The sequence below is a fragment of the Streptomyces tirandamycinicus genome, from assembly GCF_003097515.1.
Classification (GTDB): Bacteria; Actinomycetota; Actinomycetes; order Streptomycetales; family Streptomycetaceae; genus Streptomyces; species Streptomyces tirandamycinicus.
In genome coordinates this window covers 3,637,841-3,655,791 of the sequence record NZ_CP029188.1, presented here as the reverse complement: position 1 = coordinate 3,655,791, position 17,951 = coordinate 3,637,841, and the positions used below count along the sequence as shown (strand labels likewise).

Below are 17,951 nucleotides of genomic sequence, written 5' to 3'. Positions count from 1 at the left end.
TTGGCGGCGTTTGCCGCCCCGGCGGCCGGTCAGCGCTTGTGCGCGCCGGTGACGAGGGAGCGCAGGACCACGGCAGCGATGGCCACGGACACGGCCGAAACGGCAACCGCCGCCAGGAGCGCGGTGAGCACGACTCCGACGACGACCACGGCGGCGACCGCGCCGGCACCGACGCCCAGGTACGGGGCGACCGGACGGCCACCCGCGGCGGCCGGAGGCTGCGTCTGCTGAGGCGCGGCCGTCGGAGGCGGAGTCGGAATGTCGGGCAGTTTGGGGCGGAACACGGTGGTCCTCCTTGTCACTCGTGGTTGCCGTTGACGACGTCGACACCGGTACGGGTGCCGGACTCGATGGCGGGGGCGAGGAAGGTGTAGGAGAGCCAGAAGCCGAACAGGGCGATCACCACGGCGATCCAGAGCCGGACGCCGAGGAACTTGATCGCGGCCCAGGCGATGACGCCCAGGACGACGACGAGCGGCAGCGAGACGGTCACGGGAGCTCCTTCAGCGAACGGCGCAGCGGTGGGTACGGGCGGCCAGCTCGGCGGCGGCGCGGCTGTCGTAGACCGTGGCGAAGCCGCATCGCGGGGCCGTGCAGGCGGCCGTGTGCTTCTCCCGGCCCCGGCCGTCGTAGTAGGTGGCGACCTGTACGGGTCCGATGCGGACGACGCGGCGGAAGCGGCGGATGGTGGTCAACGGCGGGTCTCCTTCGGGTCTTCGCCGGTGAAGTCGGTGACGTGGTCGGCGAGCCAGCGCAAGATCTCGTCGCCCTCGTAGCTGTCGGCGGTGAGGATCACGGGCTCGGCGATGAGCACGGCTTCGGTGAGGCGGTTCTGTCGGGTCAGCTCTGCGGCGCGCTTGAGCGCGCGGAGCGTGGACGGGCGCACGAGGGGATGTCCTCCGGGTCAGGTCAGGTGGGTGGAGATGGCTTCGGCGAGGGGCAGCGGGACGCCGAGCCGGGCGCGAAGGGTCGAGGTGTCGATGGGTGTTCCGGTCCGGGCGCGGTGCTCGTCGGCGATCTTGCGCGCGAGCGTGACGAGAGCCGGCGGCACCGAGGGCGTGGAGGGCGGAGCCGATGTCGACCCTGCGGCGGGCAACTCGGCTACCGGGATCGGTTCTTCGGACGCGTCCGGCGCCGGGGCCGACTCGTGCTCGTCCGTTCGGGCATCTGCGGTTGCTCCGTGAGCGAGGAGCGTCCCTCCCAGGAAGGCGACCGCGGGCCAGCCCGCGACGAGGATCCGCAGCCAGTCGGGTACGTCGCCGAGGTCGAGCAGCCCGGCCGTGGCGACGTTGGCGCCGAGCGAGGCGGTCAGGGCGACGAGGAACCAGCACCACCCGGCCGCTTTCGCCTCACCGGAGCGGAGCCGCCGCCAGGCCGCGACCAGCAGCAGGTCGACGGAGACCGGGTAGGCCCAGGCCTTCCAGCCGTCCTGCCCGCAGCCAGCGCCAGGTCGTGCAGGTGGGCAAAGGACAGCGCGGCGGCGATCAGTGCCTGGACGAGTACGGCGTCGATACGGACGGGCAGGGCACGCACAGGACAGCTCCTTCCGGTTTTGGGCATGGAGGGGTAGAGGGGTAGGGGTGTGGCACGGAACGGCCGTGCCGGCCATGGGCGGGTGCGCCTATTCGGTGACCGGGCGAGGAGCGGCCGCGGGCCCGGACGCCTCGACCGGCATCGGCGCTAGGTATGGGCGGAAGGGATCGAGCGCCGGTACGTCGGGGGCGAGGTCAGCCGTGGCGCGGCAGATGGCCGCGGCGTCGGCGAGCGAGAGATAGGAGGTGCGGATGCGGGACCAGCCGCCGGAGGTGTCGCCGACGACGGCGAGGCCGGGCAGTTCGGGTGCGATGGCGCAGGCCGCGAGGACGGCTTCCGGGGCGATGTCGCCGAGCGCCATCTTCGCGGAGGCTTCGTCGTTCACGCGGTGGCAGACGCGGCCGGTGAGCTGTGCCCGGAGCATGGTCGCGCCCTTGCCCAGCTCGGCGCCGAAGCGCTGTCCGCAGACTTCGAGGTAGATTCCGGCGGCCCGGCCCAGTTGGGCGAGCCGGATGAGCTGGGTGACCATCTCGTCCCGCCGTTCCTCCTCCTTTCTGGTGGCGACGAGAAAGAGTTCGGCCACCTCGTCGATGAACAGCGCGATCGGGGACGGGCGTTCGCCTTCCGGCAGGCCCCAGATGTCCGAGGTGATCAGCTCCTCGGGCGTGCCGGGTGCGATGCCCTGCCGGGCCTTGATCAGGTCGTACCGGTCTTCCATCTCCTTCACCAGCGCGGGAAGCAGTTCGGCCGCCTGATCCGGGTCGGTCGCCAGAGCGGAGAGCCGGGGCGCGAAGGGCGCCAGTTCGACCCCGCGCTTGCAGTCGATCCCGACCAGGACCACCGGCTGGGCAGCCAGACCGGTCAGCAGGTTCCGTAGGTACATGGACTTGCCCGAGAGCGTGGCGCCCAGGACCAGCTCATGCGGCACGGTCCGGTAGTCGCGTACGAACGCGGTCGCGTCCTCCCGTAACGCCACCGGGATCTGCAGCGGGCCGCCGTCGAGCCGACGGGGCATCCGTACCTTCCGCAGTACGTCGAAGCCGACGAGCCGCAGTTCGACGACCCCGGGCTTGACGTCCCGCACATACACGGCGTGGACGCCCCAGGCGTGCCGGAGGCGTTCCGCGGAGGCCGCCACGTCCGCCGGCTCCTGGCCGGGAGCCAATCGCAGCCGCATACGCAGTCCGGTCGTCGTGGGCCGGATGACGCCCCGACGCGGATGCACCGGCCGGACCTCACGCCGGGTGGTCGCCCGGACGGCCAGCGCCCGCCACCGGGGCGGCTCGACGGTCAGGCCGCAGGCGTCCATGGTCGAGGAGTACGAGGCCAGCAGCCGGGCCACCGCGAGCGGCAACCCGACCATGGACCAGTACGCCGCCGGGTAGACGTGCCGGACGTAGGCGGCGCCGCCTATCGCAGCGAGCGAACCGCCCAGCTCGGCCCACGTCACCAGGTCCGTCACGGCGATCAGCCCGCTTCGGCCATGGGGAAGGCTCCCGGCGCGACGGCGGTCGCCCGGTAGGCGATGCCGTGGCGCTCCTGGCCGTTGAACACGCTCTGCCACGGTCGTGCCACCAGGCCCGGAAGGGACACCGGGGCGCCGACGGTCAGGCCCTCGGTCACGCCGCTCTCCGGGACCGCTACCTGGATCAGCGACGACTCGCCCTCGTCGATGTAGACGACGCCGACGGTCATCAGCACCTCACCGGACACCGCGTCCTTGGCGATCTCACCGGTCTGCCGGTCACGCACCTTCGGCGCCGGAGCCTCGGTGAGCAGGATGGTGGCGGTCGAGGCATCAACACGGATCACACGCACAGGGATTGCTCCTTCTGAGAGTCCATCAACCCATCTACCTGACAGGTTGACTTAGCAAGTTCGAAGCTAGGGATGACAGGTTGACTTGTCAAGTCGCAATCGCCGGCAACTCGCTCTCGACCGGGGTCAGTTCAGGCGGTACGTGTCTTCGAGTTCCTGCCGGTCAGCCGGCAGCAGAAGCTCTGAGACCTGCAACGACCGGCCCGACGCGTCGCACGCCACGACCAGCACGCTCAGCACGGGAACACCGTCCGGCAGATCCAGTACGACGGCCTCACCCGCGTCGGGCAGCCGAGCGGACACACGCTCGACGACATGGTCGAAGCGGATCTTCTTCCGGGCTTCGAGGTGTTCGCGCGCACTCTCGCCCAGGGGTTCGCCGGACCCCAGCTCAGTGCCTTCCGCCAGGTCGGCGGGGAAGTACGACGAGACCAGTTCCACCGCCTCGCCGTCCTCTTCCACCAGGAAGCGGCGCAGGAGGACCTCGGTCCTCTTCGGCAGGCCGAGCGCCGAGGCGACTCGCGGTGGGACAGGCACATGCCCGACTTCGATCAGGCGGCCCGCGGCGTGCGACTCGTCGCGCTCAAGCGCCCCACGCCCCCGCCGGTCCTTCTGCTCGACGACTTCCGGGCGGCCCCGGACGGTCGTCCCGTATCCCTGCCGGGACTCCAGCCAGCCGTCCCGCTTCAGGAGCTCCAGGGCCCGGACGACGGTCGGACGGGACATTCCGAACGTCTGCACCAGCTGGTTCTCGCTGGGCACTCGGGTGCCGGGCGCGTACGTGCCGTCTTCGATGCGACGCTGAAGCGTCTGCGCAAGGCGCAGGTACTTCGGTGGCTCCACTTCATAGGTCACGAGCGCCGCCTGTCGAGATTGGCCAAGTCAACTGGTCAACCAGCCTAGCGACACTTTCACACCGGCAGTAGAAGGGGTGGACCGTCCCGTTACGCCGGCCAGGCATCGGCGACCACGAAGGAGACGACCGTGCCGCCGTGCCGGCTGGGACCGGAGCGCCAGGAGTCGGCGATGGAGTCGACCAGGAGCAGCCCCCGCCCGTGAGCGTCGTTCGCTTCGGGGTGCCGCACCCGCACGTTCACGGGGAAGCCCGGGTTGTGCACGTCGACGCGGAGCGCGGTTCCCTCGCGGTACCACTCGACCCGCACCAGCCAGGGGTCGTCCGCCTGCCCGTACAGGATGGCGTTGGTCACCAACTCCGAGATCATCAGAGTGCAGTCGTCGACGGAGCAGGCCGGGTTGTACGGAGCGATGAACTTCCGGAACCAGCGCCGGGCGCGGGGCACCGACTGGGGTTCCGGATGCAGGGTCATCGCGCCGAGCCGCGGCGAGTCCTGGCAGGGGTAGCGGTCGATCGTGTAGGCCATGTGTGCTCACTCCTTGCCGCTGCCGTCGCAGTCGAGGCAGCGCCGCTTCGACATGGCACGGTCGCGGTCATTGGCCGTGGAGAGCGCCAGCACCGTCCGGGAGCCGACGCGCTTCCAGCCACGCCCCCGACACCCCCGGCAAGCTAACCGCGCATCCGGCTCCGGCCGCCGACTCACCACGTCGTGCCTCCTTCTCCTCCAAGTGGCCTTAGCCACTTTCTGGATAGTGGCATTAGCCACTTCGAAGACGCAAGCGGTTCGGCGCAATTGGCGAGGGGTCAGGTCAGTGGGTAGCCCTGCTCGAAGGCCCAGCGGTGCGGCGGGTAGGTGGCTTCGGCGAACTCCAGGGGGCGGTCCTGGAGGTCGAAGACGACGTGATGGACGATGAGGACCGCGGATCCCGGCTCCAGCCGCAGGTCGGCCGCCTCCTCGTCGGTGGCGCCCCGAGCGCACATGCGATCCTCCGCATAGCTGCCTTGACGCCCCGTCATCCGCTCCACGTACATCAGCGTCCCTTCCTGGATCCGCTCGGGATCCGTGAGCTTGGGCGCCCGCCGGCCGATGTCCGGCGCGAACCACGAGGTGGACAACGTGATCGGGCCGTCCTGGTTGTTCGTCACGCGCCGGCGGTGCACGGCTCGACGATCCTTCACCAGGCCCAGCGCCTCGGCGACGTGGTCCGGAGCCTCCAGCCAGCCGGCGGAAGTGATCACCGCGTACTCGCCGGGCGTGTAGATCTTCCCGGTCTGCCGGGCACGCCCGTACAACTCCCGCGCCCGTCGGTTCACTTCGAGACTGCGCACGTACGTCCCCGAGCCCTGACGCTTCTCGACCAGTCCCTGATGACTCAGCGCCTCCAGGGACCGCGCGGCCGTGGGCCGGGACACCTTCCAGTCCGCAGCGAGCTGCCGTTCCGAAGGGACCTCGTCACCCGGCCGCAGGTCGCCCCGAAGGATCTGATCACGGATGTGGTGAGCGATCTGGAGATACTTCGGTTGAGCCTCTTCGATCTGAGGCATCTCCCCTCCTTGTCCAAGTGGCTATGGCCTTTGGCCACTATAGGGTGAGTGGCCAACCCGCGAACCCGTAGTCTGATCGCATGACGCGGTTGATCGTCGCAGCAGGAGGAGGGGGCGACGCAGTCGCCGCCGCCATGCTCCACGCCGCCCTCTACGGCGACCAGGACCAAGCGGTGATCGTCACGTACGCATGGGATCGCCTCCTGATCGACCCGCTACCAGGTCCGCGGCGCCCCGCCGACTTCACCGGCCTGGAGCGCCTCACCCCGGCCGTGTGGAGAGTGCCGGCGCAGGCCCGGCCGATCGCACCAGCAGGTTCCACTCTCCCTCGACTGGCGGCGGATCTCCCCCACACCTTCGCGCTGCTCGACCCCTACCAGGGAGCCGAGGGACTCACCCATCAACTTGAGGATCTGGTGAGCCACTTGGAGCCCGAGTCGATCGATCTTCTGGACGTGGGCGGCGACATCCTCGCTCGCGGCGACGAGCCGACACTGAGGAGCCCACTCGCCGACGCCCTCGCCCTGGCAGCCTGCTGCCAGGTGAACGCGCCCGTCCGACTGCTGGTCGCGGGGCCAGGCTTGGACGGCGAGCTTCTGCCGGCCGATCTTAGCGACATGCTGGGCTCCGTCGTCCACACCTTCACTGCCAGCGAAGCGGAGACGATCAGCCCGGTTCTGGAGTGGCACCCGTCTGAAGCGACCGGGGTCCTCGCGGCGACGGCCAGGGGTGCGCGAGGCATCTGCGAGATCCGGGACGCGGGGCTCCCCGTACCGCTCACGGACGACAGCCCCACGGTGCACGAGGTCGACCTGGACGACGCCGTCAGCCGTAACCAGTTGGCCCGAGCCATCATGGCGACCGAGCACCTGGACGAGGCCGAGGCCTACAGCCGGGAAATCTGCGGCTACTCGGAAATCGACTACGAACGCAACAAGGCCCTGTGGCTGAAAGATCAGCAGCCCGCGGCTCTGGACCCGTCCGCAATCTGGCCCCAGCTCGACCAGTTCGAGGCCGAAGCCCGCGCCCGCAGCATCACCCACACGACGTTCCGCCGTATCACCGAGGCCCTGAACCTCAGCGGCTCCCAGCGCGACGACCTACGACGACTCCTCATCAACAGCCGGCCGGAACAGTACGACGCGCCACTGTGGCTCATCCCCATAGCCGCTGAGTAACAATCTTCTTCACGGGTTCAAGGGCTCGCTCCGCTCGCCGCGCGCCCGGCTTGGCGCCGGGCGACGCTCCTGTCTCCGCCCCGCTCCGCCCGGCCGCCGGACGCGCGCGGCGCGAGCAGACATAGAGAAGACGGCCGGCACGTGGCTGGGGCGGTCGGCTCCGCGGCTTTACGCAGCCACCATGGGGCGAGCCTCGAAGACCGGGGGCCCACATCGGGCTTTAGCGGGCAGGTCCAGAGACTGCCCGAGTCGCGGGAAGCTTACGGGCCCCCGATCTCTCGCCCCATGGCAGCTCCAGCCCAAAGCCGCTACGCCGACCTCGCACTGCTCACTGCAGCACGTCACCACCAAGAGCGTCGGAGGCCGCGTAAAGGAAGCTGAGATACTTCGCATTCGCTGCGGAGCTTGCTTCCTCGTAAGCAGTCGTCCGATCAGCCAAAGTCTCACCGTTCTGGACAGCCACAAATGCCTCGTGCAAGGCAGCCAGCAGGTCTAGCAGCGCGCCGGTAGCCTCGATCGAGGCGGAAGTGACGTCTCTCGGACCTTCGACGTATACAACAGCTTGAGCATGATCAAGGGATACTGACGCCGCCAACGCCTCTTCACGGAGCTGGGAAACCATTTCGATCATGTTCGCAAACTCTGAGGACCCTGGATTGTCGGCCGCCAAACAGAGTTCTATCCAAGCCCGGGCCACGAGGTCATGCCTGCTCTTCCAGAGCTCCGCGAACGTGACGTACGCGCTCTTCCTTGGATCACGCAGTGCTCGCTGATGCTCTGCCCGGACCTGTATGCGCACTTGAGAGCGCGCCAGCAACGCCGCAGTGACTGCGGCTCCTCCCGTACCCATTGCGCCGACAGTCGCTCCCAGTACTGCCGCCCACCCTGCATCCATATTGATCATTCTTGCTAGGACACCACCACCGAGTACGTGATTTTGCCGATCCGGCGCAGATAATCGCGGATCGCCGATTCCCTGGCATGCCCCACAAGGGTGGACGGCACGATCCTGGCGCAGCCCTTTGGCCGTGATCAGGCCGTCCTAGGGCAGCTAGGGGCGACCAACGTTGACACCCATCGACGGCTAAGCCGCAGGTCACAACGTTGGTCGCCGGGGAGGCCCCAGGGCAGGAGGGCCCCACGTCACTTGTTCGGCTCCTGGGCAGCAGACAGAACCCTAGAGCTGGGTGACGCTTCAATCATTCTGTGATCAATTGACCTCTTATGCCTAGATGATGGAGCCTTTAGGGAAGAGGTGAAAGGAGTCCGTCATGTCGGATCCCCAGGAAATCTTCAACGCTCAGAAGCATGCACAGGAGGAAGCCGCCCGGAGGGCCCAGGAAGAACAGGAGGCTGCGGACAAGCACGCGCAAGAGATGGCGGAGAGGAAGGCGCGCGCGGACGAGGAGGCGCAGCGGGAGCAGCAGGGCAGGGCTTGGGGAGACAAGTAGCCTGCTGACCTGGTAGGACCGCGTTGAGGTCGGCGCCAGGCTTACAAAGCAGATGTCTGCGTTCTAAGCGAACCCGGCTACGGCTGGGGCCAGCCCTCATCTGTCATGCACTGCTTGAAGGCCTTCTCGCGCTGCGTCGCGGTGTACGAGCCGGTCAGCTCGTCCAGCGTCGGATCTCCGCTCTTCGACTCGGGCCACGCCTTACCGGCGAGTTCAGTGCAGTAAGCCCGCGCTTCGAGCTGCGTCATCTGTAGCGTGCGACCGTTGCTGAGCTCATCGGTCGCCGGATCGACATCGGGGGGCGCGGCACGTCCGTCCTTACCGTCCTTCCCAGCCGGACCCGTCAGACCGCGGGGACCAGGAAGTCCCTGTGGTCCCGGCGGGCCTTGGGGCCCAGGTTCGCCGACTCGAGTCTGCAAGTCTGCGATCTGCTGTTGCTGAGCAATGATCACCACGGTCTGTCCGGTGAACAGGGCAGCGGTCAGGATGACGCCTCCGATCATGAGCCGTCGTCGTGGCCTGCTCGGCACCGGCGCCTGGACCTCGGTGGCCATGGTCCCCCCCACGGATGATGTCTGACGTGGAGTCTAAGGCGACCTGCCCCAGGACGGGAGTCGAGCGACGAGGGCGGTGGGCAGCGACTCTTCTGTACAGCAGTGGAGTACAGCAACCACAGTGACGTAGCTAACCTCCAACGCACCCGCGGAGCCGAGCGGCCAGCCCAGCAGACCTCAGCGACCGCCCCGCCCGTAGTTCGCATCGAGGGGGTCTGTTGCCAGCAATACTGCAAGCCGTTGAGGGCACGAGGAAGAGTCGATCCAATCGCCCGGGGTGGCCCGGCTGTTGAAGAGCGACGCAGTCCGTTCACGGACTAAGACCTGTCCCGTAACTGCTGGTCAGGGGTGAGATGATCTTGCCGTGTCTGGTGTGATCACGGCGTCGCAGCCCTCCTGGATAGCCCCGTTCAGCGGGTTGAGCCCGCGTCAGTTCAGCAAGCTGATCACCGCGCTCCGGCGCGAGGGTGCAGATCCGGTGCGCAAGGGCCGGCCGTGGAGTCTGCCGCTGGAGGATCGCGTGCTGCTGGTCGCCGCCTACTGGCGGACGAACCTGACCCTGCGGCAACTGGCGCCGCTCTTCGGGGTGTCGAAGTCCGCGGCCGACCGCATCATCGACCACCTCGGGCCATCGCTCGCCCTCCAGCAACGCAAACGGTTCCGCAAGGACGCCGTGCTGATCGTCGACGGCACCCTGGTCCCCACCCGCGACCACAGCATTGCCGAACAGTCGAAGAACTACCGGTACTCCACCAACCACCAGGTCGTCATCGACGCGGACACCCGGCTGGTCGTCGCGGTCGGCCGCCCGCTGCCCGGCAACCGCAACGACTGCAAGGCGTGGGAGATGTCCGGCGCGAAGGCCGCCGTCGGCAAGACCACAGTCATCGCGGACGGCGGGCTACCGGGGCACCGGCCTGATCATCCCGCACCGCCGCGAACCCGGCCAGAGCGAACTCGAGGCATGGAAAGAGGAACACAACACCTCGCACCGCAAAGTCCGTGCCCGCGTCGAGCACGCCTTCGCCCGGATGAAGACCTGGAAGATCCTCCGCGACTGCCGCCTCAGAGGCGACGGCGTCCACCACGCCATGCTCGGCATCGCCCGCCTGCACAACTTCACCCTCGCCGAGTGACGAAGGAACAAGCAGGTCAGCGAACACACCGTAGATCATTTACGGGACAACGCTTAGTATCTCGCCGTGGACACAGCATCCGATCAAGATCTCGACGTCTTCTGCAGGCAGATCCGCGAGCGGTCACGCGAGCACCAAGAGGTCATGTCTGTCGCGGCGCAGTGTGGCTGGCGGTCCACCGCCGTTGGCATTCTGCGGCAGGAGCTTGATTCGATGATCCGGGTCATCTATCTGCTCGCGCAGCCAATCTCAGTCCGCGCACAGCTCGTCGCATCGTCTGTCTCCGGCGAGCGTTGGAGAATCGCGACCGCCAACGGAAAGTTGAAGATCGTCTCAGATCGCGACATGGTCGACCACGCGGAGAGTCTGCACGGCTGGGCTCGGAATGTGTACGATTTTGGATGCAGGTTCATTCATCTCTCGAATGCCCACGACCACCAGGCACGCGATCCTTTTCGAGCTCTACCAGTTGAAGATCGCCGAGTAATCGCGAATCACCTAAACAAGTATCACGGCGGTCGCGGTGAGCCGGTATCTATCGACTCTACGTTCGACGATGTCATTACCTACGCGCCGCACGTGCTGAAAAAGATCTCCTCCAACCTTGAGGTGGAGGTGGCCCGGCTTCAGGCGAGTCACAGCAACCGTCCACGGCCAGTAGCGCCCCCGGGGGCCACGGAGCGAACGGTATGAACGTCACTGACCGATCCGGCTAGAGCTACGGATCAGAAGACACCGTTGCTCTCGGGTGGTGGAGAGTAGTTGGACCCACCGTGGCGCCGGCCACCGACATCCCCGGGAAGGTCAGGGCCAGTAGAGCCGAGACTCCACCCGCTGAGGCTCCATCTCCTTGGGTGGCTCGACCGAATAGCCCAACTCTCGCAGCGTCTCTGCTGCGGACTCGTGAGCGTCACGAACCGCTGACTTGAGTTGGAGTATCCGCCACTTCCGAAGGTGCCGATCAAGGACCGCTTCCCAGTCATCCTCGACATCGATGGCGAACTCACGGACGAGCAGCAGCAGCACGTCTTCGAGCGCTGGCCTGAGCCGATGGCCGCCAACGGGCAGATGCATCTCCGACAGGCGGGGCAGCTTCCCCTTGCGCATCATCGCCGCTGGCCTGCCCTTCTTCCTTTCGGCCAAGCGAAGAAGGTAGGCCATCTCGTCTCGGTGAGCGTGCACCTGGAGGTGAGCCCCTGGGGGGTTCTTCGAGTGCCGCAGGTACTCGAAGCGCAGCAGCGGATCTTGTACGCCTTCGAAGAAGACGTGCACGTCAGCACGATCGGCAGCGAGGTACATGTTCGGGCCATCCCAGCAGCAGAAGTGCTGAACGTGCAGGTTGAGGCACCTCACTCCATCGATCTTGATGGGGATACGCTTGCTTCGGCCGTCCGCAGCCAGAGGTGCAACTCTGATGCGATTGCCGACGTTCAGGGCAGAGAAACGCGGGGAGTCTTGACCGAGAACTCCCCGCGTAAGGTCTGTCAGCGTGTCGGCGAACTCAGCCGCCTTGCCATCGAGCGTAGCTTCCTCAGCAGTCACCGTTGAGAAGGTAGTCGATGCCCTCAATGGTGTGCCAGACGTCGAGCTCGTCGCTGCTCAGGCTGTAGCTCTCGACGCGATCACGAAGCTCTTCGAAGGTCATATGCACCTCTGCGAGCAGGCGTTCCCGTTGAGCTTCGAGCTCCGCATGCGTCGTGCGGATCATGGTCGTCATGGGTGCTCCCTCGTGGTGTTCGGAGACCAAGTGAAGCAGGCGCCTCTGACAATGACGCTAGAGGCTGGGCTTCAATACGCCAAGATGGGTGCACCCGAACGCTTGCGGCAGTGCGTCAAGCCTCCGCCTGGGACACGACGGGCCTGGAGCCGGTCTGATGGCACAAGTGTCACGACTCCTCACTTAGCGTAAGCAGACCGGCCTGTGCGAGAGACCGCAGTTACGAACCGGCGCCCGGAAGAAATCCTGCCGGAGTAGCCGCCTCTTCGACTCGCGGCCTATTCGTGCACGGCGGCGGCGCGCAAAAGTCATCGCCCGCCCCTGAACAGGACTAATGCGAGACGCACGGGGCCTCCGGAGCCGGGTGCGAATGGCTGCGAGTGGGGACCTCACAGAGATGCCCACGTACTCGCTGAGGTCAGGTGTTCCGTTGGCTTTCCCAGATCGCGTGGTCCAGTTCCCACGGTGTACACCCCAGGCGTGCCGCAGCCTCAGCGATGAGTGCGATCGCTTCGGCCGTGGTCACCGTGCGCTGCAGCACTGATTGCAGCCATCGGAGAACCATACGGTCCGGCTTGATGCGGCTGTCGTCTCCCAAGAGCATCCACAGGTAGGCGAGACGTGCGCCGGAGCCATGGCCAGCAACCCCCGCGAGGTTACGCTCAACGGCGTTCAGCTTGTCCACGTCAGCGAGTAGCGCGTTGGCATCGTCAAGGGTTGCGATGCCGTGAGATACCAGGATCTCGGCGTACTGACGGGCAGCCTCCGCCTTCAGTGGAGCATCGCGGTTTGCCCGTGTTCGCTGCTTGTTCTCCAAGACCTCGGAAGAGAAGGCTGCTTCGCCGTGGGTCTGGATGTGTGTAACGAAGTCCTGAAGCGGTTGCTCGTCGGGGACGGGGAGCTGCGCGCTACCTGACAGCGGAACTGAAATGCCGCACCAGGCCGCGTAGCGGTAGCAGGTTGGGACGGTGTGTCGTTCGTAGTGGGCGTTTATAGAGAAGACAGCGTCCAGGACACACAGTGAGGCATGGGCCCACCGAGGGCCTCGCGGTTTGAGTGCCAGACGCCCAGCGGCAACGACTACTCGGCCTGTCTCGTCCATCGGTCCCCCAATGATGAAGCAGGGAGACAGTCTTGCATGTAGCACTGTCAGGACAGGCAGGTTCGTTCGCATGCCCGAGGACGTCGACATGGTCTGGGTGCCCTGTCGAATACGTGTCGAGACTCTTCGGCGAGCACTCGGTAGCCGGCACGGCTGTGCAGCTCAGATGCCTCGCGAGGGCAAACCGTCAGTGCGCCTTCTAAGAGGCCGTTTCTGATGGCGTGATCGCTCGTTGAGCCGTGCATGACGGATCTGGTGGAGCGGTTGGTACCGGACGAGCTGTGGACGCTGTTTCGGCGGGTGGTGCCGCCGACAGAGGTCATACGCCCCCAGGGCGGCGGCAAACGGAGGGCCGGTGACCGCGAGTGCCTGGCGGCGATCATCTTCGTGGCCACCTCGGGCTGCACCTGGCGGCAGCTGCCACCAGTGTTCGGGCCGGCCTGGCCCACCGTCTACCGCCGCTTCACCCAGTGGAGCCGGGACCGGGTCTGGGCCAGGCTGCACCGCGTCATCCTCGACGAACTCGGCGCCCGGGGCGAGCTGGATTGGTCGCGGTGCGCGATCGACTCCGTCAGCGTCCGGGCGGCAAAAGGGGGCCACTGACCGGACCGAATCCGACCGACCGCGGCAAGCCGGGATCGAAAATACACCTGATCACCGACCGAAACGGCGTGCCGCTGTCGCTGGGCATCTCCGGCGCCAACATGCACGACAGCCTCGGCCTGGAGCCGCTCGTGCGCGGGATCCCGCCCATCCGCTCCCGCCGCGGCCCGCGCCGCCGACGTCCGGCCAAGCTCCACGCCGACAAGGGCTACGACTACGACCACCTGCGGAAATGGCTTCGTAAGCGTCGCATCCGCCACCGCATCGCCCGCAAGGGCATCGAGTCGTCCACGCGGCTCGGCCGACACCGCTGGGTCGTCGAGAGGACGGTCTCCTGGCTGGCCGGATGCCGACGTCTGCACCGCCGTTACGAGCGCAAGGCCGAGCACTTCCTGGCCTTCGTCGGCATAGCCGCAGCCCTCATCAGCTACCGCCGACTCACCAACTGAAACAACGTCTAAGGGCCCGGCTGGTGGCGGAAGCAGGGACGCCTCGATGCTTTTGAGGTGTCTGTACAGGGATGTAGCCTGCCCACAGGAGATCGGCTTTGGGGGAGGCGTCAGTGGACTTTGCTCTCAGCAGTCCAACGCGGTTGTGGTCAGCGGCCGAAGTGTTGACGCGTCCGTGCCCGGTTCCTGCCGCTGCCGGCGTCTACGGCTGGCACTTTGACGAGGCCCCGGCTCCGGGTCTGGTTGCCGGACAGCTGCTCTACGTCGGTATCGCTCCGCGGCACATGTCCAACCGGCCAAGTACTCAGAACCTGCGGAAGAGGGTGCGGTACCACTTCCGGGGCAACGCTGCTGGCTCGACGCTACGACTGACCCTGGGCTGCCTCCTCGGGTTGGAGCTGCGTCGTGTTGGCAGCGGTGGTCGAATGACGTTCGGCCGTGCCGGAGAAGCCTCCCTCACGGAGTGGATGGCAGAGCACGCGCAAGTGTGCTGGCTGGAGCACGAGGAGCCCTGGACCATGGAGTCGGATCTGATAGCAAAGCTCGACGTGCCGCTGAATCTGGATCAGAACCGGCACAACGGATTCCACGCCACCCTCAGCAAGATCAGGTCTGATGCCCGCGCACGCGCTCGGGAGTTGCCCATCACCTCGTAGTCGGAGGCGTCGTGCCAGATCCGTGCCAGATCGACCGGTCAACCACGGTCAATCGGGGTGCGGCAGGGTCCTGACGGACAGGACAGACCCGGTGCCGTTGTACGTCGCTTGACCAGCCGAAACCAGCTCGTGATCGACGCAAGGCTTACAAGGCAGCAATCGCGGTATCGGACAGTCATGATCTACCTATGGACGAGTACGTGTGGCCCACGGGCCCTGAAGTGCCGACAGCGGACGCGGTTCTGCGGAGCTGGGCGACGACTGTCGCGGCTCTGCCCGTAGGCGCCCGCATCGCTGGAGAGGTCATCGGGCGGCAGCCCTTCGGTGTCTTCGTTCGCCTTGACCGTTCCCCGAACGCCGTAGCGCTGGCCGAGATCACGGCGATGCCGCATGGAATGGAGCTGCCTACTGTCGGGGCCCGCGTCGAGGGTGAGGTGATCTGGCACGTCGAGCACAACCACCAGGTGAAGATCAGGCTCGACGAGTGGACGACATCTGTCGAATGATCGTCTCGGGGCCATCCCTAGGCCATCCCAAAGCAGCAATCGAACTTCCGAAGCGATGCTCACCGCTCGTGCCCGATCCGTGCCCGACCGGTCGGTAAACCACGGACAACAGCGCGCGCCAGGAAGAGCCCCCGGTTTAGCACTTGCGCCCGTTCACGCTGGCCAGGCCGCAGCCGAGGCCCCTAAACGCGGTGATTCCCAAGCTGATGGCTCAGGCAGTGTGCTCACGGGCCGGCCTTCTTCGCTTCCTCTGGTCGACGACACCTCGACAGCGTGGCTGAGGGCAGGGGGTGCGGCGAGGCCCACGCGCGCCTGGTCGGTCGGCAAACCCACCGTCGTGGCTGACTGTCGTGGGGTGAGGTGCAGACCGCTTGAGTCCACGATGCACCGTGCGGTCGGGTGAGGGGACGTCCCTGCCCTGCGTGATTCTGCGAGGTGGAAAGGGAATGCAGCCCTGTGGCGGAATAGGGCCAGGGGAGGGATGGACAGGTGGCGCAACGGGACAGCGGCCGAGGCAACGACTATCAGCAGCAGCAGGCGTTACGACGTGCCCAGGAGCAACGGGCGCGACAATCGGAGCGGGAACGCAAGGCCGCTGTGACGGCCAGCAAGCGGCAGGAACGAGAGCGGAAGACTGCCTATCAGGAGCAGCAGGCCGAGCAGGCGCGGGTTCGCACGATCGGAGTCGAGCACGAGGTCGAGCAGCTTGGGCAGTTGCTCCGTGACGCGTTGGTTGGCGATCCGCCCACGACGTTTGAGCGCCGGCGGAGGACTCACACGCCGAGAGCGCTAGACGAGCGTCCTTGGTCTCGTCCGGAGCCTTCCCCGCGCTGGGAGGAGTTCGCACCATCGGAACCCGGCGGTCTGACTGCTGTCCTGGGTCTTGGCAGGAAGCGCTATGAAGCTGAGGTTGCCGAGGCGCGTGTGCGGTTCAGCGAGGCACAAGAGCGCCACAGGCGAGCCGAGGAGAAGCGGCTGGCAACGCTGGAGCGGAAGCGTGCCGAGCACCGCCAGGCCGAAGCGCAAGCCCTTGACGAGGTGGCGACCTTTAACACGAAGTTGGATGAGGAGCGCGAGGCGTACAGAGCCGGGGATCCCGCGGCGGTCGAGGCTCATCTAGGGGCTGTTCTGGACGCATCGGTGTACCCAGTGGGCTTCCCCCACGAGCATCGAATCGCCTTTCGCCCTGCCACCGGTGACGTACTCGTTGAGATCCACTTGCCGCCTGAGTCGATCGTTCCCACCGCGCGGGGCTACCGGTACGTGAAGAACCGAGACGAGACGACCGTGCTGCCTCGTCCCGAAAGGGAGCGCAAGGAGATCTACGCCTCCGTCCTGGCCCAAGTCGCTCTAAGGACAGTGCACGAAGTCCTGACGAGCGATCCGGACCGGGTCGTCAATGGCGTGATCCTGAACGGCCATGTGAAAACCATCGACCGGGCTACCGGTCAGGAGGTCTCACCCTGTCTGGTGACGCTCAGTGCCAGCAGGGAGCAGTTCGGGAAGCTCCGTCTCAGTCAGGTTGATCCAGCGCAATGCCTCAGGGGGCTTAACGCTCTGGTGTCGCCCAACCCCTACGATCTCGAACCGATTCGCCCCATAGTCGAGTTCGACCTGTCGAAGTACCGGCTCATGGACAGCATGGATGTAGTCGCTGGCCTCGACAGCAGGCCCGTGCTGGTGAAGCTGACGCCCACCGAGTTCGAGCACCTGATTCGCCAACTGTTCGAGGCGATCGGCATGGAGGCCTGGAACACCCAGGCATCCAAAGACGAGGGCGTTGACGCGGTGGCCGTCAGCAAAGACCCCGTCTTCAACGGCGAGTGCATCATTCAGGCGAAGCGCTACAGCAAGCTCGTCAGCGTTGAGTCCGTCCAGGCGCTCGCCGGAGTGGTCGAGCACAAGCGGGCCGCCAAGGGGGTCCTGATCACCACATCGTGGTTCGGTAGGGCCAGCCACGACTTTGCCCGCCAACATGGCCGGCTCCAGCTCATCGAAGGGCCGGAACTCAAGTACCTGATCAAGGAACACCTGGGCAAGGATGTGATCCCGGGCCCGGTTCCCCCGAAGAGGCGCCCCTCGCGCTGAGGCTGGCGGGCCGCCCACCCAGACCGAGGAGCTGGGCCGTCTCTGGGCCGTCCGAGGCCGCTCATCAGTGGCCAAGGACGACCAACGACGACCACCAGGCGCACGATTCCACCGCCCCTGACCAGCAAAACCCAGCTAACCAAGATCCCCGGCAAGACCCAGGGCAAGAAGACATATCAGGTTGCGGCGCGTGGCGGATCCGGCAGGTTGTGCCACGCGTGACCACATCCGCTGGCGCAGTGCAGCGTCCGCCTGCGTGTGTCGGCGATGCTGAAGAGGGCGACGAGTAGGCGGAAGGACTTGATTAGTTCGCAGGCCGGAAGTGCTTCCATTCCGAAGCGCCACTTCGTGAGCATCACCGCCGGCGTGTGAGTAGGGCGGATGCCGGAACGCGCGATGCTCTCTGGCACGTCCTTTTCGCAGGCGCGGGCCTGCCCGCAGAACAGCACCAGTGCGTGCAGGACCTTACGTTGGTCACCCTCCGAGAGGCCCTGGAACCACTCAACGCCCTCATCCACAGGTCTGAGTCCCTGAGCGAGTTCGTTCAGGATCACCTCGTGTGCGTACAACACAGACTTCCACCCCCACGGTCCAGACCGACGGTACGCGGACGGCGACCCGTGGGCAGCACGGTTTCCCACACCCTGATGACACAGCCATCTGACGCAAGCAGCAGGCCCCTCGTCGAAACGGCGCAGTGCGTCTTCGGGAGGTCCGTATCCCCAGTGCGTGTCTAACTGCGTGACAACGCAGACGAAC

Annotated in this window: 22 protein-coding genes and 2 pseudogenes; 9 read left to right on the top strand and 15 right to left on the bottom strand. The window is 66.4% G+C overall.

Going from position 1 to position 17,951, the window contains the following annotated elements; translation table 11 throughout:
* Positions 1–29 precede the first annotated feature (29 nt).
* From DDW44_RS16150 to DDW44_RS16105, 10 genes and pseudogenes are all read right to left on the bottom strand, one after another.
* Positions 30–284 carry a SpdD protein gene (locus DDW44_RS16150; RefSeq protein ID WP_108906884.1) on the bottom strand — a complete coding sequence of 85 codons (255 nt, stop codon included), beginning with the start codon at positions 282–284 and terminating at the stop codon, positions 30–32.
* Positions 285–298: 14 nt separating this feature from the next.
* Positions 299–493, bottom strand: coding sequence for a hypothetical protein (locus tag DDW44_RS16145; RefSeq protein WP_108906883.1), 195 nt, complete (start codon positions 491–493; stop codon positions 299–301).
* Between the two features lie 10 nt (positions 494–503).
* Positions 504–695 (bottom strand): mobile element transfer protein, encoded by a 192-nt coding sequence (locus DDW44_RS16140; RefSeq protein WP_108906882.1) that lies wholly within the window; start codon positions 693–695, stop codon positions 504–506.
* A complete protein-coding gene (locus DDW44_RS16135; protein ID WP_108906881.1) occupies positions 692–886 on the bottom strand; it encodes an RING finger protein in 195 nt (64 codons plus the stop codon). Before DDW44_RS16135 ends, DDW44_RS16140 begins: the two co-directional genes overlap by 4 nt.
* Before the next feature lie 18 nt (positions 887–904).
* Positions 905–1,533, bottom strand: a pseudogene (locus DDW44_RS16130) (DUF2637 domain-containing protein).
* A gap of 88 nt (positions 1,534–1,621) precedes the next feature.
* Positions 1,622–2,995, bottom strand: coding sequence for an FtsK/SpoIIIE domain-containing protein (locus DDW44_RS16125; protein ID WP_108906880.1), 1,374 nt, complete (start codon positions 2,993–2,995; stop codon positions 1,622–1,624).
* A 5-nt stretch (positions 2,996–3,000) separates the two neighbouring features.
* Positions 3,001–3,351 carry an SCO3933 family regulatory protein gene (locus tag DDW44_RS16120; protein WP_017949979.1) on the bottom strand — a complete coding sequence of 117 codons (351 nt, stop codon included), beginning with the start codon at positions 3,349–3,351 and terminating at the stop codon, positions 3,001–3,003.
* Between the two features lie 126 nt (positions 3,352–3,477).
* Positions 3,478–4,206, bottom strand: coding sequence for a GntR family transcriptional regulator (locus DDW44_RS16115; RefSeq protein ID WP_108906879.1), 729 nt, complete (start codon positions 4,204–4,206; stop codon positions 3,478–3,480).
* Positions 4,207–4,295: 89 nt separating this feature from the next.
* Positions 4,296–4,733 (bottom strand): ATP-binding protein, encoded by a 438-nt coding sequence (locus DDW44_RS16110; protein WP_108906878.1) that lies wholly within the window; start codon positions 4,731–4,733, stop codon positions 4,296–4,298.
* 278 nt (positions 4,734–5,011) lie between these two features.
* The gene (locus DDW44_RS16105; RefSeq protein ID WP_017949982.1) at positions 5,012–5,752 is read right to left on the bottom strand and encodes a GntR family transcriptional regulator; all 741 of its coding nucleotides are present in this window, start codon (positions 5,750–5,752) and stop codon (positions 5,012–5,014) included.
* An 80-nt stretch (positions 5,753–5,832) separates the two neighbouring features.
* On the opposite strand from DDW44_RS16105, the gene DDW44_RS16100 reads away from it, so the two are divergent.
* Positions 5,833–6,930, top strand: a complete 1,098-nt coding sequence (locus DDW44_RS16100) for a DUF1152 domain-containing protein (RefSeq protein ID WP_108906877.1) — start codon at positions 5,833–5,835, stop codon at positions 6,928–6,930.
* 328 nt (positions 6,931–7,258) lie between these two features.
* Here the strand turns inward: DDW44_RS16100 and DDW44_RS31695 are convergent, their stop codons facing one another.
* Positions 7,259–7,834 (bottom strand): hypothetical protein, encoded by a 576-nt coding sequence (locus tag DDW44_RS31695; protein WP_146207027.1) that lies wholly within the window; start codon positions 7,832–7,834, stop codon positions 7,259–7,261.
* A 367-nt stretch (positions 7,835–8,201) separates the two neighbouring features.
* On the opposite strand from DDW44_RS31695, the gene DDW44_RS16095 reads away from it, so the two are divergent.
* Positions 8,202–8,381, top strand: coding sequence for a hypothetical protein (locus DDW44_RS16095; RefSeq protein WP_108906876.1), 180 nt, complete (start codon positions 8,202–8,204; stop codon positions 8,379–8,381).
* A 77-nt stretch (positions 8,382–8,458) separates the two neighbouring features.
* Here the strand turns inward: DDW44_RS16095 and DDW44_RS16090 are convergent, their stop codons facing one another.
* A complete protein-coding gene (locus DDW44_RS16090; RefSeq protein WP_146207026.1) occupies positions 8,459–8,935 on the bottom strand; it encodes a hypothetical protein in 477 nt (158 codons plus the stop codon).
* A 364-nt stretch (positions 8,936–9,299) separates the two neighbouring features.
* Between DDW44_RS16090 and DDW44_RS16085 the strand changes: the two are divergent.
* The 3 genes and pseudogenes from DDW44_RS16085 (at position 9,300) to DDW44_RS32415 (ending at position 11,619) form a co-directional block, all read left to right on the top strand.
* Positions 9,300–10,071, top strand: a pseudogene (locus DDW44_RS16085) (transposase).
* Between the two features lie 66 nt (positions 10,072–10,137).
* The gene (locus tag DDW44_RS31690) at positions 10,138–10,764 is read left to right on the top strand and encodes a hypothetical protein (protein ID WP_146207025.1); all 627 of its coding nucleotides are present in this window, start codon (positions 10,138–10,140) and stop codon (positions 10,762–10,764) included.
* Between the two features lie 261 nt (positions 10,765–11,025).
* On the top strand, positions 11,026–11,619 hold the full coding sequence (locus tag DDW44_RS32415) for a hypothetical protein (RefSeq protein ID WP_208647966.1): 594 nt from the start codon (positions 11,026–11,028) through the stop codon (positions 11,617–11,619).
* Here DDW44_RS32415 and DDW44_RS16075 read toward each other — a convergent pair.
* Both DDW44_RS16075 and DDW44_RS16070 read right to left on the bottom strand, forming a co-directional pair.
* A complete protein-coding gene (locus tag DDW44_RS16075; RefSeq protein ID WP_108906873.1) occupies positions 11,603–11,788 on the bottom strand; it encodes a hypothetical protein in 186 nt (61 codons plus the stop codon). The two genes, DDW44_RS32415 and DDW44_RS16075, sit on opposite strands and share 17 nt — an antisense overlap.
* A gap of 418 nt (positions 11,789–12,206) precedes the next feature.
* Complete coding sequence (locus tag DDW44_RS16070; protein WP_146207024.1) at positions 12,207–12,605, bottom strand: hypothetical protein; 399 nt, start codon at positions 12,603–12,605, stop codon at positions 12,207–12,209.
* A gap of 528 nt (positions 12,606–13,133) precedes the next feature.
* Between DDW44_RS16070 and DDW44_RS16065 the strand changes: the two genes are divergently transcribed.
* The 4 genes from DDW44_RS16065 to DDW44_RS16050 all read left to right on the top strand — a co-directional run bounded on the left by DDW44_RS16065 (position 13,134) and on the right by DDW44_RS16050 (position 17,192).
* Positions 13,134–13,942 (top strand): IS5 family transposase gene (locus DDW44_RS16065; RefSeq protein ID WP_108906482.1). Its coding sequence is split into 2 segments (ribosomal slippage): positions 13,134–13,481 and positions 13,484–13,942, totalling 807 coding nucleotides; the frame shifts between segments, so codons are not numbered across the junction.
* Between the two features lie 113 nt (positions 13,943–14,055).
* Positions 14,056–14,598, top strand: coding sequence for a GIY-YIG nuclease family protein (locus DDW44_RS16060; protein WP_108908852.1), 543 nt, complete (start codon positions 14,056–14,058; stop codon positions 14,596–14,598).
* 188 nt (positions 14,599–14,786) lie between these two features.
* A complete protein-coding gene (locus DDW44_RS32410; protein WP_208647965.1) occupies positions 14,787–15,104 on the top strand; it encodes a hypothetical protein in 318 nt (105 codons plus the stop codon).
* A gap of 489 nt (positions 15,105–15,593) precedes the next feature.
* The gene (locus tag DDW44_RS16050; protein ID WP_108906871.1) at positions 15,594–17,192 is read left to right on the top strand and encodes a restriction endonuclease; all 1,599 of its coding nucleotides are present in this window, start codon (positions 15,594–15,596) and stop codon (positions 17,190–17,192) included.
* 176 nt (positions 17,193–17,368) lie between these two features.
* Here DDW44_RS16050 and DDW44_RS16045 read toward each other — a convergent pair whose 3' ends face one another.
* Entirely contained in the window at positions 17,369–17,746 is a 378-nt protein-coding gene (locus tag DDW44_RS16045) for a DUF5958 family protein (RefSeq protein ID WP_244224050.1), read from the bottom strand.
* Positions 17,747–17,951 lie beyond the last annotated feature (205 nt).

Bases quoted from the DNA above. Each gene is read 5' to 3' on its own strand.
- DDW44_RS16095 (WP_108906876.1), top strand. From the start codon at position 8,202: ATGTCGGATCCCCAGGAAATCTTCAACGCTCAGAAGCATGCACAGGAG.
- DDW44_RS16090 (WP_146207026.1), bottom strand. From the start codon at position 8,935: ATGGCCACCGAGGTCCAGGCGCCGGTGCCGAGCAGGCCACGACGACGG.
- DDW44_RS16110 (WP_108906878.1), bottom strand. From the start codon at position 4,733: ATGGCCTACACGATCGACCGCTACCCCTGCCAGGACTCGCCGCGGCTC.
- DDW44_RS31695 (WP_146207027.1), bottom strand. From the start codon at position 7,834: ATGATCAATATGGATGCAGGGTGGGCGGCAGTACTGGGAGCGACTGTC.
- DDW44_RS16075 (WP_108906873.1), bottom strand. From the start codon at position 11,788: ATGACGACCATGATCCGCACGACGCATGCGGAGCTCGAAGCTCAACGG.
- DDW44_RS16100 (WP_108906877.1), top strand. From the start codon at position 5,833: ATGACGCGGTTGATCGTCGCAGCAGGAGGAGGGGGCGACGCAGTCGCC.
- DDW44_RS32410 (WP_208647965.1), top strand. From the start codon at position 14,787: ATGGACGAGTACGTGTGGCCCACGGGCCCTGAAGTGCCGACAGCGGAC.
- DDW44_RS16105 (WP_017949982.1), bottom strand. From the start codon at position 5,752: ATGCCTCAGATCGAAGAGGCTCAACCGAAGTATCTCCAGATCGCTCAC.